The organism is Mycobacterium florentinum (assembly GCF_010730355.1).
GTDB classification, from domain to species: domain Bacteria; phylum Actinomycetota; class Actinomycetes; order Mycobacteriales; family Mycobacteriaceae; genus Mycobacterium; species Mycobacterium florentinum.
In genome coordinates this window covers 3,100,401-3,125,142 of the sequence record NZ_AP022576.1, presented here as the reverse complement: position 1 = coordinate 3,125,142, position 24,742 = coordinate 3,100,401, and the positions used below count along the sequence as shown (strand labels likewise).

23 protein-coding genes are annotated in these 24,742 nt (G+C 66.6%); 14 read left to right on the top strand and 9 right to left on the bottom strand.

Features of this window, described 5'->3' with window-relative positions:
• Positions 1-9: 9 nt before the first annotated feature.
• The 4 genes from G6N55_RS14810 to G6N55_RS14795 all read left to right on the top strand — a co-directional run bounded on the left by G6N55_RS14810 (position 10) and on the right by G6N55_RS14795 (position 7,047).
• Positions 10-1,239, top strand: a complete 1,230-nt coding sequence (locus tag G6N55_RS14810; protein ID WP_085222576.1) for a hypothetical protein — start codon at positions 10-12, stop codon at positions 1,237-1,239.
• Positions 1,240-1,393: 154 nt separating this feature from the next.
• Positions 1,394-3,343 (top strand): Hsp70 family protein, encoded by a 1,950-nt coding sequence (locus G6N55_RS14805; RefSeq protein WP_085222577.1) that lies wholly within the window; start codon positions 1,394-1,396, stop codon positions 3,341-3,343.
• A 91-nt stretch (positions 3,344-3,434) separates the two neighbouring features.
• Complete coding sequence (locus G6N55_RS14800; RefSeq protein WP_085222578.1) at positions 3,435-3,821, top strand: hypothetical protein; 387 nt, start codon at positions 3,435-3,437, stop codon at positions 3,819-3,821.
• 52 nt (positions 3,822-3,873) lie between these two features.
• Complete coding sequence (locus tag G6N55_RS14795) at positions 3,874-7,047, top strand: adenylate/guanylate cyclase domain-containing protein (RefSeq protein ID WP_085222579.1); 3,174 nt, start codon at positions 3,874-3,876, stop codon at positions 7,045-7,047.
• A 4-nt stretch (positions 7,048-7,051) separates the two neighbouring features.
• Here G6N55_RS14795 and G6N55_RS14790 read toward each other — a convergent pair whose 3' ends face one another.
• On the bottom strand, positions 7,052-7,780 hold the full coding sequence (locus tag G6N55_RS14790) for a DUF3060 domain-containing protein (protein ID WP_085222580.1): 729 nt from the start codon (positions 7,778-7,780) through the stop codon (positions 7,052-7,054).
• A gap of 47 nt (positions 7,781-7,827) precedes the next feature.
• Here G6N55_RS14790 and G6N55_RS14785 point away from each other — a divergent pair, with 47 nt between their 5' ends.
• Complete coding sequence (locus G6N55_RS14785) at positions 7,828-8,847, top strand: NADP-dependent oxidoreductase (protein WP_085223012.1); 1,020 nt, start codon at positions 7,828-7,830, stop codon at positions 8,845-8,847.
• Between the two features lie 112 nt (positions 8,848-8,959).
• On the opposite strand, the gene G6N55_RS14780 is transcribed toward G6N55_RS14785, so the two are convergent.
• Positions 8,960-9,598 carry a hypothetical protein gene (locus tag G6N55_RS14780; RefSeq protein ID WP_085222581.1) on the bottom strand — a complete coding sequence of 213 codons (639 nt, stop codon included), beginning with the start codon at positions 9,596-9,598 and terminating at the stop codon, positions 8,960-8,962.
• 117 nt (positions 9,599-9,715) lie between these two features.
• Between G6N55_RS14780 and G6N55_RS14775 the strand changes: the two genes are divergently transcribed.
• The 3 genes from G6N55_RS14775 to G6N55_RS14765 all read left to right on the top strand — a co-directional run bounded on the left by G6N55_RS14775 (position 9,716) and on the right by G6N55_RS14765 (position 11,930).
• Positions 9,716-10,135: a MarR family winged helix-turn-helix transcriptional regulator gene (locus G6N55_RS14775; RefSeq protein ID WP_085223013.1), complete on the top strand. Its 420-nt coding sequence runs from the start codon at positions 9,716-9,718 to the stop codon at positions 10,133-10,135.
• A 12-nt stretch (positions 10,136-10,147) separates the two neighbouring features.
• Positions 10,148-10,975, top strand: a complete 828-nt coding sequence (locus tag G6N55_RS14770; RefSeq protein ID WP_085222582.1) for a glycoside hydrolase family 16 protein — start codon at positions 10,148-10,150, stop codon at positions 10,973-10,975.
• Positions 10,976-11,096: 121 nt separating this feature from the next.
• The gene (locus G6N55_RS14765; protein ID WP_085222583.1) at positions 11,097-11,930 is read left to right on the top strand and encodes a glycoside hydrolase family 16 protein; all 834 of its coding nucleotides are present in this window, start codon (positions 11,097-11,099) and stop codon (positions 11,928-11,930) included.
• Here G6N55_RS14765 and G6N55_RS14760 read toward each other — a convergent pair whose 3' ends face one another.
• The gene (locus G6N55_RS14760) at positions 11,931-13,433 is read right to left on the bottom strand and encodes a glycosyltransferase family 39 protein (protein WP_232078756.1); all 1,503 of its coding nucleotides are present in this window, start codon (positions 13,431-13,433) and stop codon (positions 11,931-11,933) included.
• Positions 13,434-13,480: 47 nt separating this feature from the next.
• On the bottom strand, positions 13,481-13,708 hold the full coding sequence (locus tag G6N55_RS14755) for a hypothetical protein (protein ID WP_085222585.1): 228 nt from the start codon (positions 13,706-13,708) through the stop codon (positions 13,481-13,483).
• Positions 13,709-13,827: 119 nt separating this feature from the next.
• Between G6N55_RS14755 and G6N55_RS14750 the strand changes: the two genes are divergently transcribed.
• Positions 13,828-14,133 (top strand): hypothetical protein, encoded by a 306-nt coding sequence (locus tag G6N55_RS14750; protein WP_085222586.1) that lies wholly within the window; start codon positions 13,828-13,830, stop codon positions 14,131-14,133.
• Between the two features lie 12 nt (positions 14,134-14,145).
• On the opposite strand, the gene G6N55_RS14745 is transcribed toward G6N55_RS14750, so the two are convergent.
• Positions 14,146-15,540 (bottom strand): amidohydrolase family protein, encoded by a 1,395-nt coding sequence (locus G6N55_RS14745; protein ID WP_232079012.1) that lies wholly within the window; start codon positions 15,538-15,540, stop codon positions 14,146-14,148.
• Between the two features lie 118 nt (positions 15,541-15,658).
• Between G6N55_RS14745 and G6N55_RS14740 the strand changes: the two genes are divergently transcribed.
• Entirely contained in the window at positions 15,659-16,348 is a 690-nt protein-coding gene (locus G6N55_RS14740; RefSeq protein WP_085222588.1) for a GAP family protein, read from the top strand.
• A gap of 12 nt (positions 16,349-16,360) precedes the next feature.
• Here G6N55_RS14740 and G6N55_RS14735 read toward each other — a convergent pair whose 3' ends face one another.
• The gene (locus tag G6N55_RS14735; RefSeq protein ID WP_085222589.1) at positions 16,361-17,143 is read right to left on the bottom strand and encodes a hypothetical protein; all 783 of its coding nucleotides are present in this window, start codon (positions 17,141-17,143) and stop codon (positions 16,361-16,363) included.
• A gap of 42 nt (positions 17,144-17,185) precedes the next feature.
• Between G6N55_RS14735 and G6N55_RS14730 the strand changes: the two genes are divergently transcribed.
• Positions 17,186-18,676 carry a bifunctional phosphatase PAP2/diacylglycerol kinase family protein gene (locus G6N55_RS14730; protein ID WP_085222590.1) on the top strand — a complete coding sequence of 497 codons (1,491 nt, stop codon included), beginning with the start codon at positions 17,186-17,188 and terminating at the stop codon, positions 18,674-18,676.
• Between the two features lies 1 nt (position 18,677).
• Here G6N55_RS14730 and G6N55_RS14725 read toward each other — a convergent pair whose 3' ends face one another.
• Positions 18,678-19,403: a TetR/AcrR family transcriptional regulator gene (locus G6N55_RS14725; protein ID WP_085222591.1), complete on the bottom strand. Its 726-nt coding sequence runs from the start codon at positions 19,401-19,403 to the stop codon at positions 18,678-18,680.
• Positions 19,404-19,505: 102 nt separating this feature from the next.
• Here G6N55_RS14725 and G6N55_RS14720 point away from each other — a divergent pair, with 102 nt between their 5' ends.
• Positions 19,506-21,032 (top strand): GMC family oxidoreductase, encoded by a 1,527-nt coding sequence (locus tag G6N55_RS14720; RefSeq protein ID WP_085222592.1) that lies wholly within the window; start codon positions 19,506-19,508, stop codon positions 21,030-21,032.
• A 23-nt stretch (positions 21,033-21,055) separates the two neighbouring features.
• On the opposite strand, the gene G6N55_RS14715 is transcribed toward G6N55_RS14720, so the two are convergent.
• Complete coding sequence (locus tag G6N55_RS14715) at positions 21,056-21,826, bottom strand: alpha/beta hydrolase family protein (RefSeq protein ID WP_085222593.1); 771 nt, start codon at positions 21,824-21,826, stop codon at positions 21,056-21,058.
• A gap of 155 nt (positions 21,827-21,981) precedes the next feature.
• On the opposite strand from G6N55_RS14715, the gene G6N55_RS14710 reads away from it, so the two are divergent.
• Both G6N55_RS14710 and G6N55_RS14705 read left to right on the top strand, forming a co-directional pair.
• A complete protein-coding gene (locus tag G6N55_RS14710) occupies positions 21,982-22,824 on the top strand; it encodes a carotenoid biosynthesis protein (RefSeq protein ID WP_232079011.1) in 843 nt (280 codons plus the stop codon).
• A 187-nt stretch (positions 22,825-23,011) separates the two neighbouring features.
• On the top strand, positions 23,012-23,554 hold the full coding sequence (locus G6N55_RS14705; RefSeq protein WP_085222594.1) for a hypothetical protein: 543 nt from the start codon (positions 23,012-23,014) through the stop codon (positions 23,552-23,554).
• A gap of 192 nt (positions 23,555-23,746) precedes the next feature.
• Here G6N55_RS14705 and G6N55_RS14700 read toward each other — a convergent pair whose 3' ends face one another.
• Entirely contained in the window at positions 23,747-24,601 is an 855-nt protein-coding gene (locus G6N55_RS14700; RefSeq protein ID WP_085222595.1) for a L,D-transpeptidase, read from the bottom strand.
• Positions 24,602-24,742 lie beyond the last annotated feature (141 nt).

Sequence of the window (24,742 nt, the reverse complement as noted above, 5' to 3'; positions counted from 1 at the left end):
TTTTGTAGCGTGAGCAGCCCCTCGCGATACGCGCAACTGTCCCGTGAACAGCTGACCGTCCTGGTTCCCGAGCTGCTGCTGATCGGGCAGCTGATCGACCGATCCGGAATGGCCTGGTGCATCAGCTCGTTCGGCCGTGACGAGATGGTGCAGATCGCCATCGAGGAGTGGGCCGGCGCCAGCCCGATCTACACCCGGCGCATGCAGCAGGCCCTCAAGTACGAGGGCGTCGACGTGGTGACCATCTTCAAGGGTCTGCAGCTCGACATCGGCGCCCCACCGCAATTCATGGATTTCCGCTACACCGTCCACGACCGATGGAACGGCGAATTCCACCTCGACCACTGCGGCGCCCTGCTCGACGTCGAGCCGATGGGCGAGCAGTACGTGTTCGGGATGTGCCACACCATCGAGGACCCGACCTTCGATGCCACCGCGGTGGCCACCAACGCCCGGGCTCAGGTGCGCCCGATCCACCGTCCGCCGCGGACGCCGTCGGATCGGCATCCGCACTGCGCGTGGACCGTCAAAATCGACGAGTCCTACCCGGAGGTTCACGGCATTCCCGCGTTGGACATTGTTCGCCAAACACGCGCTGCGACTTGGAAACTCGATCCCATCGATACCTCCGACGAGGGGCAGGCCGATTACTCGGGTCCGCTGCTCTCCGATTTCGACTTTGCCGCCTTCTCGCATTCGGCACTGGTCCGGATGGCCGACGAGGTCTGCCTGCAGATGCATCTGCTCTATCTCTCGTTCGCGATCGCGGTGCGGGCACGCGCCGCCGACGAGGCCGAAGCCATCTCGGTGTGCACCAAGGGTCTTACCGGCATCGCCGGCGTTGCCGCCGAACGCATTCACAAGGCACTGAAATTGCCGGGCGGGCCCGAGGGCGTGCTTCGCGTGCTGGAGTTGCACCCACTGCTGAACCCGGGGGGCTACGTCTGCGCCGACATCGAGGCCAACCGGCTGGCCGTGCGTCGGTCAGCGGCCCATGACGACGGCTCGTGGATCACGTTGTGCTCACCGGAGTCCGTGCAGCCGCTGCAGGCGATCGCTACCGCGGTGGATCCGCATATCGAGGTGCGGGTTAGCGGGACGGACACCGACTGGACGGCAGGGTTCACCGAAACCGACACCACCGCAGCCGAACTACCTGAGGTGGAAGTGGTCAAGTTCAGTGGCGGAGCGTCGTGGGTCTTCGAACCGCGGCGTTCGCTGCCACTCACCGTCGTGTGATAAAGCGACGTTTGTCAAGGGGTTTTTAGTACCGCTTCGGTGACACAATCGCATCGGGGCGATACCAATGGGATTGCAAGCCATCGGCTTTCCGCGTGTCCGCGGCTATCGTTAACGCTGGCCACCGACCCCTATAGACGAAAGTATTCGCTCTATGTACGACCCACTTGGGTTGTCGATCGGAACCACCAACCTGGTCGCAGCGCGTGACGGAAACCCGCCGGTTTCACGTCGAGCAGTGCTCACGCTGTACCCGCACTGCGCACCCAAAGTTGGTCTGCCCGAAGAGGACCCGAACCTCACTGAGCCCGGCATGTTGATGAGCGGGTTCGTCGACCGCGTCGGCGACTCGGTGGCGCTCGTCTCTGGCGATGGCTCGGCTCACGACCCCGACCTGTTGATGGTCGAAGCACTGGACGCGATGGTGCTCGCCGCGGGTGCGGACGCGGGCTCCTCGGAGATCTCGATCGCCGTTCCGTCGTACTGGAAACCCGCTACCACGCAGGCATTACGCAACGGATTGCGCACACATCTAGGTTTCGTGCGAAGCGGTATGGCACCGCGCCTGGTCTCGGACGCGATCGCGTCGGTGACCGCGGCGAACGCCGAGCTGTGCCTTGCCGCAACCGGAGTCGTCGGATTGCTCGATTTCGGCGGCTCGGGTACCTCGGCCACCCTGGTAGACCTCGCCGGTGATCTCAAACCGCTCAGCGCCACAATGCGTTACACCGACTTCTCCGGCGGCGAGATCGACGCGGCATTATTGCTCTGCGTGTTCGAGGAGCTGGGACATGGCAGCGGCATCGACCCGGCCAGCACCGCCGCGGTCGGGCAACTGGCCCGGCTCCGGGAGCAGTGCCGCGCCGCCAAGGAGCAGCTATCTACAGAACGCACAACGGAATTCGTGGCCGAGCTCGGTGGGCGCCGGGCCACCATGAAGTTCACCCGTGACGAGTTGGGTGACCTCATCCAGGATCGGCTGACCGGCCTCATCTACGCGTTCGACGATATGTTGTGCCGGCACCGCAAGAGCTGGAGTGATCTGTCCGCGGTGGTTACCGTCGGCGGTGTCGCCAGCATTCCACTTGTCAACGAACGCCTTTCGGTGCACAGCCGCCGACCGGTGGTGTCACCGGCACAACCCGCGTTCGCGGCCGCCGCCGGCGCACTGGTGCTGGCCGCGCGCGGTGAAGAACAGGACCTGCGCACCCGCACGTCCATCGGCCTGCTCGCCGCTTCGTCGGGCAGCGACATCATCGAACTGCCCGCCGGCGACCTGTTGGTGATCGACGAGGAAGCGCTCACCGATCGCGAGTTGGCTTGGTCGCAAACCGAATACCCTGGCGATATCCGGGTGCCCTACACGCCCGAGGCCTTCGACGAAGAGAGCAACCCCGGTGGTTGGTCGATGCGCCTGAACGTGATCGAGCCGCCCCGGGACCGCGCGTGGCGCCGGGTGCGGCTGTCGCAGTTGGTCGTCGGGATGTTCGCACTGGTGGCCATGACCGCGGTCGGCGGTGTGGCGTACACATTGACCGGGATCGAAAACCGACAGGCACCTCCGGTGCCGTCCGTCGCGCCCGTGCCGCTGCCACCGGTCAGCTCGCTGATGCCTAGTCCTGCACCGCCACCTCCCACGGCGGTACCACCGCCGCCCACCGCTGCGCCGGTGCCCTCTTCGGTGCCGCCGCCGCCGCCGGAACCTCCACCGTCGCCACCGCCGCCACCGGTGGTGACCGCCGAGCCGCCGCCGGTCGTCACGCATCCGCATCCGCGTCCGCCGCAGACGACTCAGCCGCCGTCGCCGGTGATGACCACGCCGACGACGACGCCTCCGCCGCCCTCGACGACGCCGCCGCCGCCGACGACGACGCCTCCGCCGCCGAGTACCTCCACGCAGCCGCCGATGACCACGCAGTGGATCCACGTTCCGTTGCTGCCGGTGCCGATCCCGATCCAGGTGCCGGCAAGTCAGGCACCGGCCGCTCCGCAATACCCGGCTCAGCAATATCCGGGGCAGTATCCGGGTGGCGGCTACGGCGGCGGATATCCCCCCAGCGGGGGCGGGTACTCACAGAACCCGTTCCTGGGCCCCGGCTATTAGCGGTGGCGTTCGGCTTGGAGCAAACTCCGTGGCGGATCGCCGCGCGCGGGCGCACACTGGGCATTAACGCTACGAGCTGCGAGGAGGCCGCGTGGGCGAGCACGGTGCATTCGGATTTGATCCCGAGGACTTCGATCGGGTGATCAGGGAGGGCAGCGAGGGGCTGCGCGACGTGTTCGAGCGGATCGGCAGGTTCGCCGCCGCTCCGGGTGCCCGGACCGGGTTTTCGGCATTCTTCGACGACCTGTCGCGGCGGTCCCGTTCCGGGCCGGAAACCGCGGGTGAGGCCGGCGACGGCGTCTGGGCGATCTACACCGTGGACGCCGCGGGCGACGCGCACGTCGAACAGGTGTATGCCAGCGAGCTCGACGCGCTGCGGGCCAACAAGAACAATGTCGATCCGAAGCGCAAGGTGCGCTTCCTGCCCTACGGCATCGCGGTCAGCGTCCTCGACGACGATGCGGAAGAGCAAACGTAGGATGCCTATTCCGGGCGTTCCCCCTGGCAGGGATTCCGCCTAGGGTTTAGAGGTGACGCCAGCGTCGTCGGTGTGCCAGGTGTGCGGCTCGGTCCCGCGTCAGGGCGCCCGCTTCTGCGACGCCTGCGGCAGTCCACTGGCGCCGCAGGTCGAGACCGCCGAATACAAGCAGGTGACCGTTCTCTTCGCCGACGTGGTGCGGTCGATGGACATCGCCGCGGCGCTGGGCCCGGAGCGGCTGCGCGAGGTGATGACCGAACTGGTCGATCATTCCGCAACCGTGGTCCAGCGCTACGGCGGCACGGTCGACAAGTTCACCGGCGACGGCATCATGGCGCTGTTCGGTGCGCCAATCACGTTGGAAGACCACGCTTTTCGCGCCTGTCTCGCGGCACTGGAGATTCAGGAGGGGGTCCGCCAGCTGGCGGTCGAGGTGGGCCGCCGCGACGGGATCGACCTGCGGCTGCGGGTCGGGCTGAATTCCGGTCAGGTGATCACCGGCGAGGTCGGCGCGACCCATCTCGGGTACACCGCGGTCGGCGAACAGGTGGGCATGGCCCAGCGGATGGAAACGGTGGCGCCGCCCGGCGGTGTGATGCTCAGCGAGTCGACGGCACGGCTCGTCGAGAACCGCGCGGTGCTGGGTGAGCCCGAGACCGTGCACATCAAGGGCTTCGCCACCACGGTGCCGGCGCGGCGCCTGCTGAGCGTCGATGCCGGACGTCGCAAGCCCCGTCAGCAGTCCCGGCTGGTTGGACGCCAGAGCGAGAAGGACGCCATCGCGGAGTTGCTGGACCGGGCCGCGGGCGGCGAGGGAACCGTGATCACGGTGACCGGTCGCCCGGGCGTGGGCAAGACCAGGCTGATGCGCGAGACGCTGGCGACAGCACGTAGCGGCGGTGTCGAAGTGTTCGTCACCTATTGCGAATCCCATACCCGCGACGTCCCGTTACACGTGATCTCGCGGCTGTTGCGCGCGGTCTTCGGTCTCGGCGGCCTCACCCTGGAGGTGGCGCGGGCGCGGGTGCGCGCCGAAATCCCCGAGGCGAGCGCCGAGGATCTGGTGCTGCTCGACGACCTGCTCGGCATCCGCGACCCGGATATGCCCTGCCCGGACATCACCCCGGACGCGCGGCGCCGCCGGCTGGTGGACCTGATCAACACCATTTCGCCGGCTCGGCCCGGGGCCGCGCTCTACGTCGTCGACGATGCCCAGTGGATCGACAGCGTCAGCGAATCGCTGCTCACCGAATTCGCGGCGGCGGTGCCCGGCATGCGTGCGGCGCTGCTCGTCGTCTATCGGCCCGAATACTCTGGGCCCCTGTCCCGGATCCCGGACGCCCATCCGTTTTTACTCGCGCCACTGTGTGATTCGCATATCAAAGAATTGATCAACGAGCTGTTGGGGGCTGACCCTTCGGTGGCCGGATTGGCGGCGGTGATCGCCGATCGCGCCGCCGGCCTGCCGTTCGCCGCCGAGGAGATCGTGCGTGACCTCGCCGAGCGAGGCGAGCTCGAGGGCGCGCCGGGCGCCTACGTGTGCGTGCGCGAAGTGCGCGAAATCCATGTTCCGGCAAGCCTGCAGGCCATCATCGGAGCGCGCATCGATCGACTCAATGCCACGGCGAAGCGCACCCTGAACGCCGCGGCAGTCATCGGGGCGCAGTTCGACACCGAATTGCTCAAGTGTCTGCTGGGTGCCGTCGACGTGGCGCCACTGGTAGCAGCGTCACTGGTCGAGCAGATCGGCTTCACACCGCACGAGACGTACGCCTTCTGCCATCCCCTGATCCAGGCGGTGGCCTATGAATCCCAATTGAAAGCCGGCAGAGCGGAATTGCACCGCCACGTCGCCGCCGTGTTGCAACGCACCTACGGTGAATTCACCGGCCAGGAGGCCTCGATCGTCGCAACCCAGTACGCGGCGGCCGGGGATTTGCGCGAGGCCTACGAGTGGTACATGCAGGCCGGGACTTGGTATGGCGGGCGGGATATCCGCGCCGCCCGGGCCAGTTGGCAACAGGCGCAGCGATTCGCCGACCGGCTGCCCGACGATCACCCCGACCGGCTGGCTATGCGCATCGCTCCGCGAGCGTTGCTGTGCGGCAGCGTGTTTCAGGTTGGTGGCACGCCCGACGAGACCGGATTCGACGAATTACGCGCTCTCACCACGCAGGCCGGCGACAAGCGGTCATTGGCCGTCGGCATGGCGGGCCACCTCACCACGCTGACGTTCAACTCCCAGCATCGGGAGGCGGCCGCCATGGCGACGGAATTCGCCACGCTCGTCGAATCGATCGGCGATCCGGCGATGACGGCCGGGCTGTTCTATGCCGCTGCCCAGGCCAAGTGGGAGGTCGGCGAGGCGACCGAATGCCTGCGGCTGGCGCAGCGGATCATCGACGTCGCACACGGTGATCCCACCATGGGCAACTTCGTGATCGGCTCCCCGCTGGCCTGGGCGATCACGTTAAAGGGGGCGGCCGGAATGTTTTTGGGCCGGTCGGGCTGGCGGCAGGATCTCGAAGAGGGCATCGCGATGGCCCGGTCGTTCGACCCGACCACCCACCCGTTCGCGCAGCTGTACAAATACGCGGCCGCGGTGCAGAACGGCGCGGTGTTGCCCACCGCCGAAGACGTGGCGCAGACGGCCGAGTCGCTGAACATCGCCCAACGCTCCGGTGACAACGCCGCTTTGGCGTACGCGCTGGTGAATCGGGCCACCGCGCTGATCCACCGCAACGACGAAAGCTCAGGGGAAGGCTGGGAATATCTGGCCAAGGCTCGCGAGATGCTGGTCGACGAGAAGCTGATCGTGGCGATCCGGCGCATGACCGACGCCGAAATCGCCCGTGGGCGGGCCCGTTCCGGCGATCTCGACGGCGCGATCGACCTGGTTTCCCGGATCCTCAACGCACAGTTCGAGGCCGGGACGATGATGTTCCGGGCACCCGCCACCACCGCGCTCGTCGAGACACTGCTGGCGCGCAACGGCCCGGGCGATATCGAGGCCGCGCAGCGCGCGATCGACCGACTCGCGGATGTCCCGGTCGAGCCGGGATTCGTGCTGCACGAAATTCCGGTGTTACGGCTGCGGGCGCTGCTGGCCCGAGTTCATGGCGACGAGTCCGGCTATCGGCAGTTCCTGCAACGCTTTCGGGCCAGAGCCCAAGACGTCGGGTTCGAGGGCTATGTGGCCCTTGCCGACGCGATGGCCGCCGGCTGACACCTCAGCCCTGCGAGACGTCGTTGTCGACCCCGGAGTTGGAGATCTTCGGCGCACCCGAGTGATACGTCACGTGGTTGTTCATGCCGGACGCGTCGATGCTGTCGGAGGAATCGACGGTGACCGTGTTCTTCATGCCCGACACCGTCAGGCTCGCACAGTGGCCGGTGATCACGATCGTGTTGTTGATTCCGCTGACGGTGACCACGTTGTCGTTGCACGCGATCGTCTTGTTCTCGTCGATGCCGGAGATGTCGAGCGGCGCGCCCTGCGGCGGCAACGCCGACGTCGAGGTGGTCTGCGGCGCGCTGGTCGACGACCGCGGGCTCCGCGGCGTAGTCCGGGGTGACGTCGTCACCCTCGAGGACGTGCTGGGCGTCGTCGAAATCTCCGAGTTGATGATCGACCGGACACCGGAAATCTGGTGTGCGGCAAAGGCGGCGATGCCGCCCGCGAGCGCCAGCACGCCGACGACGATGATCGTGCCCACGATCCACCACAGCCGGTTGCCCGAAGATTTCGGCGGAGGCCCGCCATAGGGGCCGCCGTAGCCGTACATGGACGGCGGCGGTGGCACCGAGCCGGGGGGTGGCGGTGGCACCGGGCCCGGTGGCGGCGGTGGGTAGGCGTGGCCGCCCTGCGGTGTGCCGCCCAATTCGGAAGCGCGCGCGGTCTCGGCCAGCGGGCGCTCGAGGTCCCGGATCCGTTTTTCCGGGTCGTCCTGCGATTCCATGGACAGATGCTCCCACCCGAGGGCGTCTAATGGGTAGTTTCAGCAGCGTGCCCGACATGCCGAATCGCCAGATCGTCCTGCGTCGCCGCCCGATCGGGCTCGTCGCACCCGATGACACCGAGCTGATCACCCGGCCGGCACCCGAGCCCGCCGAGGGCGAGGCGCTGCTGCGAACCACTTACGTGGGGCTCGACGCGGCGGTCCGGACCTGGCTGAACGACCAGCCGAGCTATCTGCCGCCGGTGCAACTCGGCGAGGTGATCCGCGCCGCCGGCATCGGGGAGGTGGTTCAGACGCGGTGCGATGCCTTTGCCGTCGGGGACGTGGTCACCACGCTGACCGGTTTTCAGGAGTACGTGATCATCCGCGACGACGTGTTCAGCACGCCCATCCCCGGTGAGGACGACCAGCTGGCGATCATGTCGGTGTACGGGCCGACCGGCGCCACCGCGTACATCGGAATGGTCGACGTCGGTATGCCCCAGCCGGGGGAGACGGTGGTGGTCTCGGCCGCGGCGGGCGCCACCGGATCGATCGCCGGGCAGATCGCCAAGATCGCCGGCGCGCGGGTGGTGGGCATCGCGGGCGGGCCGGAGAAATGCCGGGCGGTGGTCGAGGACTTCGGATTCGACGCGTGCATCGACTACAAGAACGACGACATTCCCGCCGCGCTCAAGCAGCATTGCCCGAAGCGCGTCGACGTCTACTTCGACAACGTCGGCGGGCCGATCCTCAACGCGGTGCTCGGCCGGCTCGCCAACAACGCCCGCGTCGTGCTGTGCGGCGTCATCTCCAGCTACCTGACCGGTGAACACCCGGGCCCGGCCAACTACGTGAACCTGCTGTCGAAGACCGCGCGGATGCAGGGATTCAATGCGCTGGATCAATGGGGCCGCTTCGAGGAGGCCCATGCAGCGCTGCGCAAGTGGGGGGCCGAGGGCAGGCTTACCCATCGCCAGACCGTCTTTGACGGCATCGAGTCGTGCGTCGACGCCCTCAACGGGTTGTTCACCGGCGCCAATATCGGCAAGACATTGGTCAAGCTGAGCGAGCCCTCGGCTCCCTAGGGGTTCGGCTTTGAGTGTGCGTCTAGGGCTTTGAGTGTGCGCCCACGGCGGTCTCGCCCGGCGTGTCGCCGCCCTAAGCGCACACGCATCGCCGTGGACGCACACTCATGCGCTAGTCCTCGCCGAGAACGCGGTGCAGCGTCTTCTTGGCCTCGCGCAGCGCCTCGAGAACCTTGGTCCGTGATTCGGCGAGCTGTTGCTTCTGCTCGTCGGTGCCCGTCCAGGTGATCGTGCGCGCCAGGCCGGCGATCTCGAACAGTTCCCTGCGGATCTTGAACACGTCGCCGAACTGACCCGCGCGGGCCAGGAAAGCGTGCGCGGTTTCGCTGCTGACGCCCCGCCACTTCAACAGGTTGTTGCCGAGCTCGGTCAGCGTTGCCACGCCGTTGTCGACCGTCACCACGCCACGGCCGGCGAGCAGACCGATGGCCAGCTCCGCGATCTCCTGCGCAGGGGTGATCGCGCCGTCGGTCGCGTCGGACACCCGCTGGATCACCTGCGCGGCATCGGCCGGCCCGTCGAGCAACAGCGCCGCCGTGACAAAGGCCGCGCGCTTGAGCGGCGGACGACCGCCCGGACCGAAACCACCACCGAAACCGGGGCCGCCGGGCCCGCCATGACCCCAACCGTGTTTGCCCCAGCCGCCCCCGAAACCGCCGGGGCCGCCACCGAAACCGAAGCCACCGAAGCCGGGGCCGCCGAAGCCGCCCCCGAAACCGCCGGGGCCACCGAAGAATCCGTCACCAGACATCCTTGTCGTTCCTTTCGTTATGGACCATCAAGTTCCTTGATACCACCGACTCCGGCAATGTCAACAAAGTTGATGGTTCCGTGCGATGAACGTTGTGGCGCATGTCAGCATGTGAACATGAGTGCTTCCCATGACGAGCCTTTGGGGTTCCTGTTGTACCGAGTGATGGCGTCGTTGCGGCCCCAGGTCGCAGCGGAGCTGAAGCCGCTGGGACTCGGCCTGCCCGAATTCGTGTGCATGCGGATCCTGGCCAACCACCCCGGGCTCACGAGTGCGGAGTTGGCTCGCGGCACCAATGTCTCCGCACAGGCGGCCAACCAGGTGCTGCACGCACTCGAGGACCGCGGCGCATGCAGCCGTGCGGCGACGGCGCCGGCCGGCCGCGCAATGCCGGCCCGGCTAACCCGGCGCGGCAAAGCCCTGCTGAAGCGTGCGGATGCGGCGGTGGCGGTGGCCGAACAGCGAATTCTGACCCGGCTCGCCGCCGAGCAGCAAAGTCAGCTCAAAGAACTGCTTTATGCTGCGGGCACCCCTTGAACCGAAAGTCGTTTGCGAATGCCAGGTATGGATCGTCGCCGGATGATGATGCTGGCGGGATTCGTGGCCGCGGCGGTCCCCACCGCGAGGGTCGGCGCCGCGCCGGCGCGGGCCGGGGCATACCTGTTTCACGACGAGTTCGACGGTCCGGCCGGCTCGGCTCCCGATCCCTCGAAATGGGTTGTAGCGAGCCAACGTACGCCGATCCATAACCCGACCGGGTTCGACCGGCCCGAGTTTTTCGGACAGTACCGCGACAGCCGGCAAAACGTGTTCGTCGACGGCAAATCCAACCTCGTGCTGCGCGCCACCCGAGACGGCGGCAACTACTTCGGCGGCCTGGTGAGCGGTACCTGGCGGGGAGCCATCGGGACCACCTGGGAAGCGCGCATCAAACTCAACTGTCTTACCGGCGGCTGCTGGCCCGCCTGGTGGTTGTCCAATGACGATCCCGGTCGCAGCGGGGAAGTCGACCTGATGGAGTGGTACGGCAACGGGCAGTGGCCCTCGGGCACCACCGTGCACGCGAACCCGGACGGCACCGCATTCGAGACCCACCCGATCGCGGTTGACGGCGCATGGCACACCTGGCGCGTGACGTGGAATACGGGCGGCATGTACTTCTGGCAAGACTTTGCCGAGGGCGCCGAACCCTACTTCAGCGTGCCGGCGACCGGCATCCAGGACGTGCACGACCCGATCCGAATGTGGCCGTTCAACGACGTCGGATACACGATGTTTCCCATGCTCAACCTTGCGGTCGGCGGTTCGGGCGGCGGCGACCCCGGGTCGGGTGCTTACCCGGCGGAGATGCTGGTCGATTGGGTGCGCGTGTTTTAAGCGGCGGGTGCGGGATGCACGCCCTCGCGGCGCATGGTTGTATAACACCGTTTGCGGGAGTTGGCCGGGGGGACCGTGCCGAGTCGGAGCTCCGGCCATGAGCGATGGGTGGTAGGTGCATATGGATCGTCGCCGCATGTTGTTGACGACGGGGCTCGGCATCCTGGCGGCAGCGGCGTCGACGCCGCTCCCCGAAGCGCTGGCGTCCCCCTCCACGCCGGCCGCGCCGGCCGCCGGTCCCGGCGGGCCGTACATCTTTGCCGACGAGTTCGACGGCCCCGCGGGCTCTCTTCCCGATCCGGGCAAGTGGACGATCCAGACCTGGCAAGACGACGTCTACCCGCCGGTCGAGGGGATTTACCGCGCCGACCCCCAAAACGTATTCCAGGACGGTCACTCCAACCTCGTCTTGCGCGCCACCCATGACTTCCTGGCCAACACCTACTACACCGGCAAGCTGCGCGGAAACTTCCGCAGCATGATCAACCAGACCTGGGAAGCAAAGATCAAACTCGACTGCCTGACCCCCGGCCTGTGGCCGTCGTTCTGGGGAGTCAACGAAGACCCGTTGCCCGACGGCGAGGTGGACATTTTCGAGTGGTACGGCAACGGCCAATGGGCCCCCGGTACCACGGTCCACGCGGCATCCAACGGCAAGACCTGGGAAGGCAAATCGATTCCCGGTCTGGTCGACGGTGACTGGCACACTTGGCGGATGCATTGGGGCGAAAAGGGATTCGAATTCTCGCGCGACGGGTCCGAGTACTTCAAGGTCCCGAACAAACCCATCCACGTGGCCGGCAACCCGCCGGAAGACATGCGCTGGCCGTTCAACAATCCCGGCTACTGGATGACGCCGATGTTCACCCTGGCGGTCGGTGGCGTCGGCGCCGGTGATCCCGCCGCGGGTGTCTTCCCGGCGTCCATGCTGGTCGACTACATCCGCATCTGGTAGCTACCGCTGTGCCTTGAACACCTGAACAAGGTTGAACTGCCAGCGCTCGACGAGCCGGAAGCCGAGGTCGTGCGGGACCGCGAAGGCCGGTGTTGCGCCGTAGCGCGGGCCGGGCGGTAGTGCCGAACCCTGTTCGTGGGCGGGCATCGACTCGTCGGCCTGGGTGATGATCCACACCACGCGACACTGGCTCAGCGGTTGGGCGACGACCTGCGGGATCAGGTTGGTGTCGAAGACGTCCCGGCGCGCCGTTGCCCGTTGCCACAGGGTGAGGTCGATCAGCTTCCGGTAGGCATCGGGGCGTGCCGCCATCAACGGCCGCATCGGTGCGGGCATAAACGTCACAGTGTCGTTTATCAGCAGGCAATCACCCGGCGCCGCCTGGGCGGTGATCAGATCCGCCACCTGGCTGTAGTCCATCCCGTACTTGGCATACGGGTTGTGTTGCACCCATAGGTAATTCGGCGCCGCCGCGACCGCGAAGAGGGCAACGATCGCCGGCGCAACCCAGGGTTTGGCCGCGAGCGCGCCAATGCAGACACCCAGGACCAGCGCGATCGCCGGTGCAGTGAAGCACAGATAGCGCGGCGTGTAGATCGGGTGAACCCATGCCGACCAAGCCACGATCAGGGCGGTCGGTAACAACAGCCACGCGGCCGCCAAAGTCAGCAACTGCCGATCTGCCGCAACGAGTTTCGTCGACGTCCAGCGCCACACGGCAAAGGCTGTCGCGATCACCAGGGCAGACAGCACGGCGAACGGTGGGCTCCGCTCGAAGTATTGCTGGACCGTCACGTCCTCGATCGTTCGGTGCCCGATCGGTGCGACCCAACTGATCTGATGCACCTGACCCGCCGCCACGAACAGAAACGGCGCCACGGCACAACTTGCCAGAACGGATGTGACGACAAAGCCGGTCACCACCGACCGCCTGCGCAGGAAGGCGCAGACGAACGCGAAGTGCACCAGCAACAGCAGCACGAGGTACACATCGAGCACGACCGAAAATGCTTGAGCAACACCGTAAGCCGCCCAAATCCAGGCGCTGCTGCGACGCGTCGCGTAGACGAACAAAACGGTCAGCCACACCGCGGCCATCATCGACAGGGCGTACGGGCGAGCTTCGATGCCCGCCCACGTCGAACGCGGCAAGATCGCGCAGATAACTCCGGCGGTCAGCGCCACGGTGCGAGAGGAAAACTGGTTGCCCAGCACCACGATTCCGGCCGCGGCGCCCCCGACGGCCAGACCGCTTGGCGCACGGGACCAGAACTCGCTGGGCGCGACGAGCTGGAACCAGCCGTGCATCAGCAGGTAGTACAGGCCATGGACGGCGTCGACGTTGCTCAGCATCTGCCACAGCTGAGCCGGCGAACGACTGTATGCGGCCGAAATGGTCGCGGCCTCGTCGTACCAGAACGAGGGGCGGCCGGCGCCGACCAGACTTACCGCGGTGGCCAATACTGCGACGATCAGCGGGTCCAGCACGCGACGCCCTGACACACCGTTATGGTGCCAGAAGCAAACCCGGACTCTCCCGGGCGCGCCTGCTAGTTCGTCAGGTACAGGTAATACAGGCCGTCGGCGTGCTGGCGGCAGTCCCAGTGCGTGTACAGGTGGTTGTTCTGGGCGATCTCGACGTGCGGGCCGTCGACTTCGCACGCGGCCAGGGTTGAGTAGGAACCCTCGACCTGAACTTCGTCGGCATTGGCGACGCCCACCGCGGTGGTCATCAGCCCGCCCAACGCCAGTAAACCGGCAGCGATAACCCTCTTCATGCGGATCTCCCCTGTCGTAGCGATCGCTTGCCAGGCGAACTATATCGATTTGCTGGGGCGGCCGAGGGTAATTGCTCGGGCGCAACCAGACCTTCACAATTCGAACGTATGATCGAACAATGAGGCCGCTGGCGTCGATCGGGTACAACGGGCAGCCGCTCCGTGACCCGTTTCGGGTGGTGCGTCCGCCGATCGCGGTGCTGATCGATCTGACGGTGCTTTTTCCGCGCGAGCCGCATCGCTCCGGCCGGTATCAGCCCAACGGGCTGCAGCTGCACAAGGTCGTCGAGGGGTGGCTGAGCTGCTGGGGCCTGTGCGAGCAGGGCGACTGGTGGGGGCTGGTGACCTATCCGATCGTGTACGGGTCCAAGCAGAAAAACGTGACGCACTGGGTACCGGCCTGGACGCTGCGGCGAAAGGGCTAGAGCCGGTGTGGGTTACAGCCGGCGGCCCTGCACGAAGGTGGCGGCGATGGACGTCTCACGCGTTCGCATCAGCAAACCGAACAGGGTCTGGTCGCGCGCCATGGCCGGATCGTCGGATCGCACGCCTTCGGTGATCACGGCCTTCAGCGCCGGCGTGCGGTTCGGGTCGATGACGACGAAGTCGGCCTCCTTGCCGACGTCGAAGTTGCCGAACCGGTCCTCCATGTCGAGCGCGCGGGCACCGCCGAGCGTCCCGATGAAGAGCATCTCGGCCGGATGCATCGACACGCCCGCGTCGCCGGATTCGCCGATGTGCACCTTGAAGGCCGTCGCGAGCACCTGCGGAATCGGCCACTCGTCCCCGCCACCGAAATCCGTTCCGGCAGCGATGTTTACCCCGGAAGCGACCGTCCGCAGCCACGGCATGGTGCCGGACCCGAGGAACTGTTGCGACACCGGGCAGTGCGCGATCGACGTGCCCGTCTCCGACATCCGCTGCAGTTCGGTGTCCTGGCAGTGCACCGCGTGCGCCATCACGCTGCGCCGCCCGAGCATGCTCGGCCCACCGACTTTCGAGCCGGGCAGAAACTTGCCGTCATAGGTGTCCAGGTACGAGTCGACCTGATAGATCTGCTTGGTCTGGTCGACTTCGCCGGTGTCGGGCCGGTTGTTCTCGTTGAGGTGTGTGTGAAAGTACACGCCACGATCTCGCACCGAATCATACAGTTCGCCAAGCCTTTTCAAGGTCTGGCCGGTCACCGCGATCGCGAATCGCGGTACCAGCGCCACATGCAGCCGGGCGGTTTTCACGTTGCCGGTATCGGCGGCGTGCCACTTGTTGATCTCTTCGCGGGCCAGCCGGATCGCGTCGTCCTCCGACGTCATCAACGGCTTGGCGGCCTGCGGCCCGACAGTCTGGATGCCGCGGCCGCTGACGATCCGCAGCCCGCGGCGCGCCGTTTCGGCGAACAACGCATCCTGCGCCTCGGGGAAGGGAGATCCGAAGACCATCGCGGCCGTGGTTCCGCTCGCGATGCGCCGATCGCAGAATTCGACGGCGGCCCGCTTCGCGAAGTTCCGGTCGACGAAGCGGGCCTCCGCGGGATAGATGCAGTGGTTGAGCCACTCCAGCAGCTGGCCACCGTTGTACGAGTCGCCCGCGAAGGTCTGGGGGAAATGAACGTGGGTATCGACGAAGCCCGGAAGCAGAAACCCGGGCCGGTGATCCGTCACGGGTGTGACCCGGTACTTCAGCGGGACGCCGGCGCGATCGCCGCAGAATGCGATCTTGCCGTCGTCCTCGACCACCAACGCGCCCTCTGGGATCGACACCAACGCATGGGCGGCTTCGGACACCAGCGGAGAGCCGGCAAGGTGAAAAATGTGCCCAAGGTGAATCCGAGCCACGTGATCTTCCCCTAGTGTTTTCCCCGTCGCGCTGCAATTCACATACAACCACCTGGGCGTGTTCGGCGACGGCCCGGACAGCGAGCGCGGCTGGTTCGGTGGCGCGGTGACGATGTCGATGAAAGGATTGCTGCCCGTGGCAGAAAGCTGGAGTTCGCTGTTGACCACGCTCATTCCGCTGGCGCTCGTGATCGCCGTTTCGCCACTGTCGATCATCCCGGCCGTCCTCGTGCTGCACGCGCCGCAGCCCCGGCCCGCCGGGCTCGCCTTCCTCGGGGGTTGGCTGGTCGGGCTCGTGGTGCAGACCGTGCTCTTCGTCGAGGGCTCCGGTGCGCTGGGCGGTATGCATAAATCGCCACCGACGTGGGCGTCCTGGCTGCGGGTGGTGCTCGGGTCCGCGCTGATCCTGTTCGGTATTTACCGGTGGGTGACCCGCCACCGGCACACCGAGTCACCGGCCTGGATGCGTTCCTTTTCCACGATGCGCCCCCGGCGCGCGGCCATCACCGGACTGGTACTGACCGTGATCCGGGTCGAGGTGCTGTTGATGTGTCTGGCAGCCGGCTTGGCCATCGGTACCGCCGACCTGCACGATGCCGACAAACTGTCTGCCGGAATCGTCTTCGTCGCCGTGTCCGCGTCGACGGTCGCCATCCCCATCCTGGCCTACGTGGCCGCGGGCCACCGGCTCGACAACACGATGGAAAAGATCAAAGACTGGATGGAGAAGAACAACGCCGCGCTGATGGCGGCCATCCTGATCCTGATCGGTTTGATGGTGCTGCACAACGGAATTAAGGCCCTATAGCCCGGGCGAGGTTTACCGGTAGCCGCCATCGGCCAGGCCGGCCTGCGCTTCGAGCCTGTTGGTCTTGCCAAAGATCCTGTCGCGGAACACTTCCCAGACGTAGGCAGCGATCATGCGGGAGTGGCCTTTGGTCGCCCACTGCTGGGAATGCAGCTCCTCGTGGTGCAGGACGCGGTCGAGCGCGAGATTGCTTTCCACGGGCCGGCCCTTGCGGTCGGTGTACCACGCGTGCCCGGACTCGACGATTTGGCGCAGCCGCCGGGCGGGTCCGGCCGGGTCTTGGGCGTCGACCGCGACATTGACCATGAAGATGTCACCCCACGCGGTGCCGCCCTGCTGACTGAACAGCCGTTGGATCCAGTTGCCGCCCAAGCCCATCAGCATGCCGTTCGGGGTTGTGACGAGACGCCCGCCGTTGCGGTCGACGAATCCGACGTCCTGGCCGTAACTCCAGTTGTTCGCCTGTTGCCGATCGACAATCCGCCGCACCTCGTCGGCGGTGTACGGTGTTTCTGGAAAGTCGTTCGCCGGGCCGCCGTAGCCGGTGCCCGCGTTGAGGATGTAGGTCATCAGCGTCGCGTCGCGCGCCTCGTCGCCGGCGGTGCCCGGCGGAATGAGGAAGAACGACTTGCCGTCCGGGTCGTTGAGCTCGGCCATTTCTTCCAGTACCCGAAAGCTCTCGTGCGTGATGCCGTGCTGCCTGGCGATCGCGGTGATGTTCGTCGACGGCACGCCCAGACGTTCGGCGTTGGCCAGCCACTTCTGGTGATAGTCCGCCGCCGTCCGCCTGGTCATAGTGCGTCAATTGTTATCAGTCCCGCGGCTAAGGTGTAGCGAATGAGCAGGGGGCCCTGGCAACGCGTGCGCGGGATCAAGCAGATCACCCGGGGTTTGGGCACGCTGGATCGCGAGTTGTTCGTCGCGGTGGCCGAAACCCCGACCCCGCTGCTCGACTCAGTCATGCCTCCGCTGACGCGGGCGGCCGACCATTCCAAACTGTGGATCATGATTGCCGGCTTGCTGTTCGCGACCAAGAAGCCCGCCGCGCAGCGCGGCGCGGCCCGTGGGCTCGTGACGCTCGCTGTCACAAGCTTGTTCACCAACCAGGTCGCCAAACGAATCCGCCCGCGCCAGCGGCCGCTCTACGACTCGGTGCCGGTGGTCAGAAGAGCCCACCGCCGCCCGACGTCCAACTCGCTCCCGTCGGGACACTCGGCCAGCGCCGCCGCATTCGCCGTCGGAGTGAGTCTGGAGAATCCGCCGCTGGGCTTCGGGCTGGCCCTACTCGCCGGGCTGGTCGGATTGTCGCGGGTGGCCACCGGCGCGCACTACCCCGGAGATGTTATTGCGGGCCTGGGCATCGGCGCCGGGATCGCCGTGCTGGGCGGGCGGCTGGTCCCACCCGTCGTCGAAACCGCTCTGGCGCAATCGGAACCGTTGCGCATCGAGACGCCGGAACGGCCGGACGGTTCCGGCGTGGTGTTCGTGGTCAATCCGGCGTCGGGCAGCGGTACCGGTGCTCGCGTCGTCGACGAGGTTCGTGCCGAGCTGCCGAAGGCCGAGATCGTGGAACTCGGTCCCGACGACGACCCCGAGAGGGTGCTGCGCAACGCCGCGTCGCGGGCCGAGGTGCTCGCGGTGGGTGGCGGCGACGGCACGGTGGCCACCGCCGCGGCCGTGGCGGTCGAAGCGGGCCTGCCGCTGGCGGTGTTTCCCGCCGGAACGTTCAACCACTTCGCCAAGGACATCGGTTGCGACACCGTGGGCAAGACGGTGGAGTCGATCCGTCGCGGCAGCGTGGCCCGCGTTGATCTGGTGTGCCTCAACGAAAGTCAGATCGTGATCAACACCGCCAGCATCGGCGCGTACCCCGCGTTCGTGCAGCAGCGCGAAAAGTTGGAGAAACGCATCGGCAAGCCGTTGGCCGGCTTCTACGCGATGCTGCACACGCTGCGCACCGACCAACCCGTACGCATCCGCTACGACAACAAGACGCTGCTGACATCGCTGGTCTTCCTGGGCAATTCGCTGTATCTGCCCACCGGGTTCGCCCCGTCCCGTCGAATCCGGATGGACGACGGCCTGATCGACGTGCGCATCCTGGAAACCGGTCGCCGGTTCGCCACCACGAGGATCCTGACCGCGCTCGCCCTCGGGCGGCTGCAGCGCAGCCCGCTCTACCACGAGCTGCGGGTGCCCGAATTCAGCTTCTCGGCCGTCGACGCGCCGACGGTCGTCGCGCATGACGGAGAGGTCGGCGACGAGTACCGCGAGGCCAGCTTCACCGCGAAGTACCGGATTCTGCCGGTGTTCCGGCCGATTCGCTGAGCTACCCGGCCGGCTGGTCGGCCAGGCGATCGAGCCATTCGGCCATCATCGCCTTCTCACCCGCGGTCAGCGGGCCATTGCTGTTGGCGCGCAATGCTTCTCGCAGGGCAACGGCACGCCCGGGCAGATCGGACGGGGGCGCCCGCCGCGGGCCGTCGGTCACGATCGCGGCGATGGTGTTCTCCCGCGTGATGAAAGACAACTCCGGGTCGCGGTCCTCGGGTGGCACCCGAATCTGGGCCAGCACGTAGCCCAGTCCGGCGGCATGCGTGACCTGGACAGCGCGCTTGACGCTCATCTTGAGCAGGCCGCGGTCCCCGATGCGCGAGACCAGTCGGTGCAGGATCTCCAGCGATTCGCGGGCGAGCATTGGCATCTTGCCGGGACGGTCCTGGACGTAGGCCAGGATGTAGCAATCGGGGTGGGTGAGGCCGAAGCCTACGTGCAAGTCCCACGAGTCGCGGAAGTCCTGCACGGGGTCGTCGGTGAGGGCGGCACCCCGCTTGTCCCGTAGGTAGCTCTGCAGCACGTACCCGGTCACCGCATCCAGCAGGCCCTGCTTGTCGCCGAACTGCCGATAGATCACCGGTGGCTGCACACCCGCCGCCGCCGCGACGGCCCTGGTCGAGACCGCGTCGACGCCGCCGCAGGCAAGCAGTCCGGCCGCGGCTTCCAGCACTTTCCCCGCCGCCTCGGGGCCGGGAGTCCTCGGCTTCTGGGCATTCATGTTTTCAACGATAACAAATTGCCTGATTGCAGTGATACGAATCGATGATATCGTTTGATGCGATATCGCTGTTAACAACAGGACCGCGTAAAGGAACCCCCAATGTCTTCAGCATCGAACCCATCGACCAGCTACGACTTCGTTGTCGTCGGCGCCGGGGTCGGCGGCTGTGTGCTCGCCAGCCGACTCTCGGAACAGCCCGACACCCGCGTTTTGCTCCTCGAGGCGGGTAGCGCAACGCCGCCGCCGGCCAGCGCCAACCCCCAGTTGTGGCCCACCCTGATCGGCGGCGAGGCCGACTGGGGCGAGTCGACCACTGTGCAGGCGGCGACCGGATCGTCGGTGCCGTTGTCCCGGGGCCGGGGTGTCGGCGGATCGTCGGCCACCAACGGCATGATGTTCGTTCGCGGACACCGAGACAGCTACGCGCCGTGGGAGAACGTCGGCGCCAAGAGTTGGGGATACGACGACCTGCTGCCGTACTTCAAACGCAGCGAGACCGCGGTCGGCGGCGACCCGGCGCTGCGCGGCGACAGCGGCCCGATGCGGATCGGCACACTGGATCCGGTACATCCGATCATCGCCGCCGGGCTCGAGGCCGCGCTCGAGTGCGGATACCGCCGGGCGACCGACATCAGCGCGGGATCCGAAGTCGGATTCGGCCCGACCTTTCTGAACATCGTCGACGGGAAACGGCTCAGCGCCGCCGACGCCTATCTACTCCCCGCCCTCAACCGACCCAATCTCGACTTCGTCGCCGAAGCCACCGTGCACCGGCTTGCGATCGAGAATGGCCGCTGCACCGGCGTGGAGTACACCACGGCCGACGGGACTTCTCTGGTGCGCTCCGGCGAGGTCGTGCTCACCGCCGGCACCATCGGCTCGGCGCAGCTGCTGATGCTGTCCGGAGTTGGCCCAGCGCAACACCTTCGGGACGTCGGCATCGAGGTCAGCCTCGACCTGCCGGGCGTGGGTTCCAACTTCCACGACCACGTGATGTCGCCGGTGGTGTACCGCTCCACCCGGCCGATGCCGCCCAGCCGCAGCAGTCACAGCGAGGCACTCGGATTGATCCAGACCGAATACGCCGAGCACGGACCCGACGTCCAACTCCTACTGATCGATTCCACCGGTATCGGCCTGCCCGGGGATGACGGCAGCGTGGTCGGCTACATGATCGGCGCGTCGCTGATGACGCCCTACAGCCGCGGCAGCGTCCGGCTGTCCGGACCGACCGCCGATCACGCGCCGGTGCTCGACCCCAACTATTTCGGCGACGAGCGCGACGTGCGCACCATGATCACCGCCCTGCGGTTGGCCCGCCGGCTCGGCGCCGCCAGTGCCTACGAGCCGTGGCGTGCCGAAGAAGCCGCGCCCGGTCCGGCCGTCGAGGGCGATGCTGCCCTCGCTGCTTTCGCCAAGGCCGCCTACATGTCCTACTTCCACCCCGTGGGGACCTGCGCGATGGGCGACACCGACATGTCGGTCGTCGACAGCGAATTGCGGGTGCACGGCATCAGCGGCCTGCGGGTCGCCGACGGATCCGTGATGCCGTCGATCCCGTCGGCCAACACGGCCGCGACGGTCTACGCGATCGCTGAGCGGGCCGCCGAGATGATCGGTGGCTGACGGGCCGAATTCCGTTCTGCCTGCTAGCCTTCCGCGTCTGCTCCCAGGTAGGCGTCGGCCCAGGCGCCGATGATCCGGCCGGCCCGATGAGCCTGGCCGCGGGCGGTGAGCAGGTGATCGGAGCCCTCCAGCGAGACGAAGCTGCGCGGGTGGCGCGCCAACCGGAAGATCTCGCTCGCGTTGTCGATGCCGACGGTGTTGTCCGTCGGCGAGTGCAGGATCAGCAGCGGCAGCCGCAAGCCCTTGATCTTGTCGTGCAGATGCGCCGCGCGGACGTCCTCGACGAAGGCGCGCTTGAGGATCAGCTTGCGCCCACCGACCAGCCACTCGACGCTGCCCTCGGCCAAGCAGCGGTCGACCACTGCGTCGTAATGCTTTTCGACATGGCTGGGGTCAAACGGTGCGGCCACCGTGACGACCGATCGCACGCCCGGCGCCCGCATCGCCGCCGCGATCACCGCGGCGCCACCCCACGAGTGCCCGACCAGGATGTCGGCCGGCGTCCCGCGGTTGGCCATGAACTCGCAGGCCTGGACGACGTCGTCGACCTTCACGGTGAACGACCCGTCACCCCAGTTTCCGTCGGATCCACCGAGCCCCAGCGCGTCGAAGCGCAGCATGCCGATGCCGTCGGACGCCAGCTGCTTGGAGATCCGGGCCGCGGCCGGGCAGTCCTTGCCGAGGGTGAAGCCGTGCGCGAACACCCCCCAACCGCGCGCCGGAGTTTCCGGGACCTCGATGACCCCGGCCAGATTCGCGCCCGTGGAGCTTAGGAACGTGACACGTTCGCCCATAGTGCAGATCTAACTACGTGACGCCCGAGGGCGAAGTTGGCAATACGGCAGGAATTTGCTGCGTCGGCAACCTAGGATTTGCTCATGCCGCTGGCGGTCGGCCCGCGTCCCCCATAAGGTGACCAGCGTCCTGGCCAACGGAGGTTGCGGCACACATGAAACTTTTCAGCGCATTGTGTTGGGTTCTGCTCGCGCTCACGGTGGTCGCGGTGGCGGTGATGGCACTGTGGCCGTCGCTGGCCGCCCAAGCCGCATCCGCCCAGGCCGCCCTGCTCATCCTGTTCGTCGTCGTCCACGCGTGGCTGGGCTACTCCGCACGAGGCATGGCCGCCTTCGTGGTGATCGCCGGTGTCATCTCCTTCGCATTCGAAGCACTCAGCATCGCCACCGGTTTTCCGTTCGGCTCCTACACGCATCACCTGCCCGGTGTGAAACCCCTGGGGGTTCCGCTCGCGGTCCTGCTTGGCTGGATTATGTTCGGCTGGCTGGCCTGGGCGCTGGCTCGGATGATCATGCGGGCCGTGCCGGCTACGGCTCTCGGTGGCGCCGAACGCTTTACGACCCCGATCGTGGCGACGTTCATTCTCGGGGGCTATGACCTGGCGTACGACGCCGTCGGGGCGACGGCGCACAGCTGGTACTCCTACGACCAACCGACCGGTGCGCTGGGTGTTCCGGTGACCAACTACCTCGGCTGGCTGCTGACGGGTTGGGTGATCTTTCAGCTCGTCGCTCTGGTCGAAACGAAATTCCCCGGTCGCCCGGTCACCCAGGGTCGCAGCTACTGGCTGCCGGCATGCCTGTTCTGGCTTTCCACCAGCGCCCAGGTCTTCGTCGAGCTGATCCATGGGACCGACGGCGTCGCGGTGCGTGGCGGCAAGACCATCGCGATCGCCGACGTGTACGAATCATGTGCGTCGACAGCACTATTCACCATCGTATTCACCGGGATCATGGCGCTGATCCGGCTCTACAGCCGTCAACCGTCGCCTCGCTGATCCCCTTGGCGTAGCGCAGTATTCGCGCTACCGACTTGTGACGCCGTCGTGACGTCACCATTTGGAAACAGCGCGGTGCGGCGCGCGCCGTGTCGCGCGTCACCCACCAACAATGGGGGCGGTCGTCGAGGTGCGACCTGGCTACGGCTATGTGGTTCTGCTGCGCGAATGAAGGAGTTGGACGTTGATGACGATCTTCGATCGATTCAACATCGGTGTTGTTGCTAGCGCTGGATTGTGCGGTGCCGCCATAGCGTTGAGCCCGGACGCTGCAGCCGTCCCATATATGACGGGTGGCGGGGCGTGCATGTATGGGCAGGCCGGTGAGGTCCCGGCAGCTGGTGGACCCGTCGGGGCCGCGGGCGCCGGAGCAGCGGCAGCACCGTGCGCCGCTCCACTGACTGATATGGCCGGTGTCCCAATGGTGGTGCCCGGGCCGGGAATTGTTCCGGTTCCCGCTGGTGCTCCGCTGATTGCGCTCGGACCGCCGATACCACCCGTGCCGCTGGGTGCGCCGTTGCCTTTGGGCGCTCCTCCGGTGCCGATCGCCGCGCCGCTGCCGCTGGGTGCTCCGCTGGTTGCGCTGGGTGGGGTTGCGGATGGCATTCCGGTTGCCCCGTTGATCGACATGTCCGGGGTGAAGGACGCGCCGACCGGTCCGGCGCCCACCGGTGGGCCGGTGGCCGGTCAGCCGGTCTCGCCCGGTCCCTCGCCGGTGCACGGAGGCTGATCTCCGCTCGGATTGAATGACCCGCTGGGCTCAGCCCGGCGGGTCATTTCTATTGCGGGGGCAGGTATTCCGTTGCCGAGTGTCGGGTGCTCTCTTGTCGAGTGTGACGCCTTGGTGGGGAACCCGCGGAAATCCCGCCGTGAGTACACACTCGACGACGCGAAGCAACGCTAGAAATTGTGCGACAACGGTTTACGACGAGGGCAGTTCGTTGGTGGCCTCGCGCACGACGACCGGGTCGCCGACGTTGACGGTGTTGTAGTACCACTCGGCGTCCTCGGGGCTCAGGCTGATGCAGCCGTGGCTGACATTCTCCAGCCCCAGCGAATTGACCGCCCAGGGAGCCGAGTGCACGAAAAGACCATGGTTGGTGATACGAACGGCGTAGTCCACCGTGACGAGATAACCGTCGGGATCGCTGACGGGAATGCCGACGCTGCTCGAATCCATCTGAACCGAGCGGTCTTTGGACAGAACGGTGTAGGAGCCGATCGGCGTCGGATACTCGGGTCGACCCAACGAAGCCGGCAGCACGCCTTCCTGGCCGAAGTGCGGGCGGTGGTGCGGCGACGGCAGCGACGACGGCGGTCCCGACTCGACTCCATCGATGCTCACGGTGAAGGTGTGCTCGGAGATGCTGGCAATGCCGATGACCCTCGGGCCCGTCTTGATCTCGGAGGGCTGGCCCTCCACCGTCAGCGCAATGGTGCTGTGCGCCGGCCAGTATCGGTCAGGAACCCATTGCACCACTTTGTTGTCGAGCCATTCGTACTTGCCGGTCATCGCGGGCTTCGACGTGATCTTCAGCGCCTGCTCGGCGGCGCGCCGGTCGGTGACGGGGGCACGGAAGGTCACGATGACCGGGTGCGCCACGCCGACCGCCTGGGTGCTCGTGGGCAGCACCGAGGCGATTGGGAACGCGTACGACTGGCTCGCGGAGGCGAGGCTCACGTCGGCGGGCACCGGCAGATTCACGACCGCCGTCCCGGCAACTACGCTCGCGCCGATTCCGATGACAGCGACGGCACCCCGAATACCCGCTCGCATAGCCTCAATTCCTTTAACTGACAGAGTTGCAATAGAGATGGTAAATGGCTGTTGAGCTGCGGAAGCGTAAGGGCGCGTTTGTAATTGATCAAGTCTCTGTCACGATTTGGCTACGGCGATCTGATCTGTCAACGTGATCGT

Coding starts and splice junctions, on each gene's coding strand:
- G6N55_RS14735 (WP_085222589.1), bottom strand. CDS start 17,143: ATGACCAGGCGGACGGCGGCGGACTATCACCAGAAGTGGCTGGCCAAC.
- G6N55_RS14740 (WP_085222588.1), top strand. CDS start 15,659: ATGAAAGGATTGCTGCCCGTGGCAGAAAGCTGGAGTTCGCTGTTGACC.
- G6N55_RS14780 (WP_085222581.1), bottom strand. CDS start 9,598: ATGTCTGGTGACGGATTCTTCGGTGGCCCCGGCGGTTTCGGGGGCGGC.
- G6N55_RS14705 (WP_085222594.1), top strand. CDS start 23,012: ATGACGATCTTCGATCGATTCAACATCGGTGTTGTTGCTAGCGCTGGA.
- G6N55_RS14720 (WP_085222592.1), top strand. CDS start 19,506: ATGTCTTCAGCATCGAACCCATCGACCAGCTACGACTTCGTTGTCGTC.
- G6N55_RS14750 (WP_085222586.1), top strand. CDS start 13,828: ATGAGGCCGCTGGCGTCGATCGGGTACAACGGGCAGCCGCTCCGTGAC.
- G6N55_RS14790 (WP_085222580.1), bottom strand. CDS start 7,780: ATGGAATCGCAGGACGACCCGGAAAAACGGATCCGGGACCTCGAGCGC.
- G6N55_RS14765 (WP_085222583.1), top strand. CDS start 11,097: ATGGATCGTCGCCGCATGTTGTTGACGACGGGGCTCGGCATCCTGGCG.
- G6N55_RS14730 (WP_085222590.1), top strand. CDS start 17,186: ATGAGCAGGGGGCCCTGGCAACGCGTGCGCGGGATCAAGCAGATCACC.
- G6N55_RS14755 (WP_085222585.1), bottom strand. CDS start 13,708: ATGAAGAGGGTTATCGCTGCCGGTTTACTGGCGTTGGGCGGGCTGATG.
- G6N55_RS14715 (WP_085222593.1), bottom strand. CDS start 21,826: ATGGGCGAACGTGTCACGTTCCTAAGCTCCACGGGCGCGAATCTGGCC.
- G6N55_RS14775 (WP_085223013.1), top strand. CDS start 9,716: ATGAGTGCTTCCCATGACGAGCCTTTGGGGTTCCTGTTGTACCGAGTG.
- G6N55_RS14700 (WP_085222595.1), bottom strand. CDS start 24,601: ATGCGAGCGGGTATTCGGGGTGCCGTCGCTGTCATCGGAATCGGCGCG.
- G6N55_RS14725 (WP_085222591.1), bottom strand. CDS start 19,403: ATGAATGCCCAGAAGCCGAGGACTCCCGGCCCCGAGGCGGCGGGGAAA.
- G6N55_RS14805 (WP_085222577.1), top strand. CDS start 1,394: ATGTACGACCCACTTGGGTTGTCGATCGGAACCACCAACCTGGTCGCA.
- G6N55_RS14710 (WP_232079011.1), top strand. CDS start 21,982: ATGAAACTTTTCAGCGCATTGTGTTGGGTTCTGCTCGCGCTCACGGTG.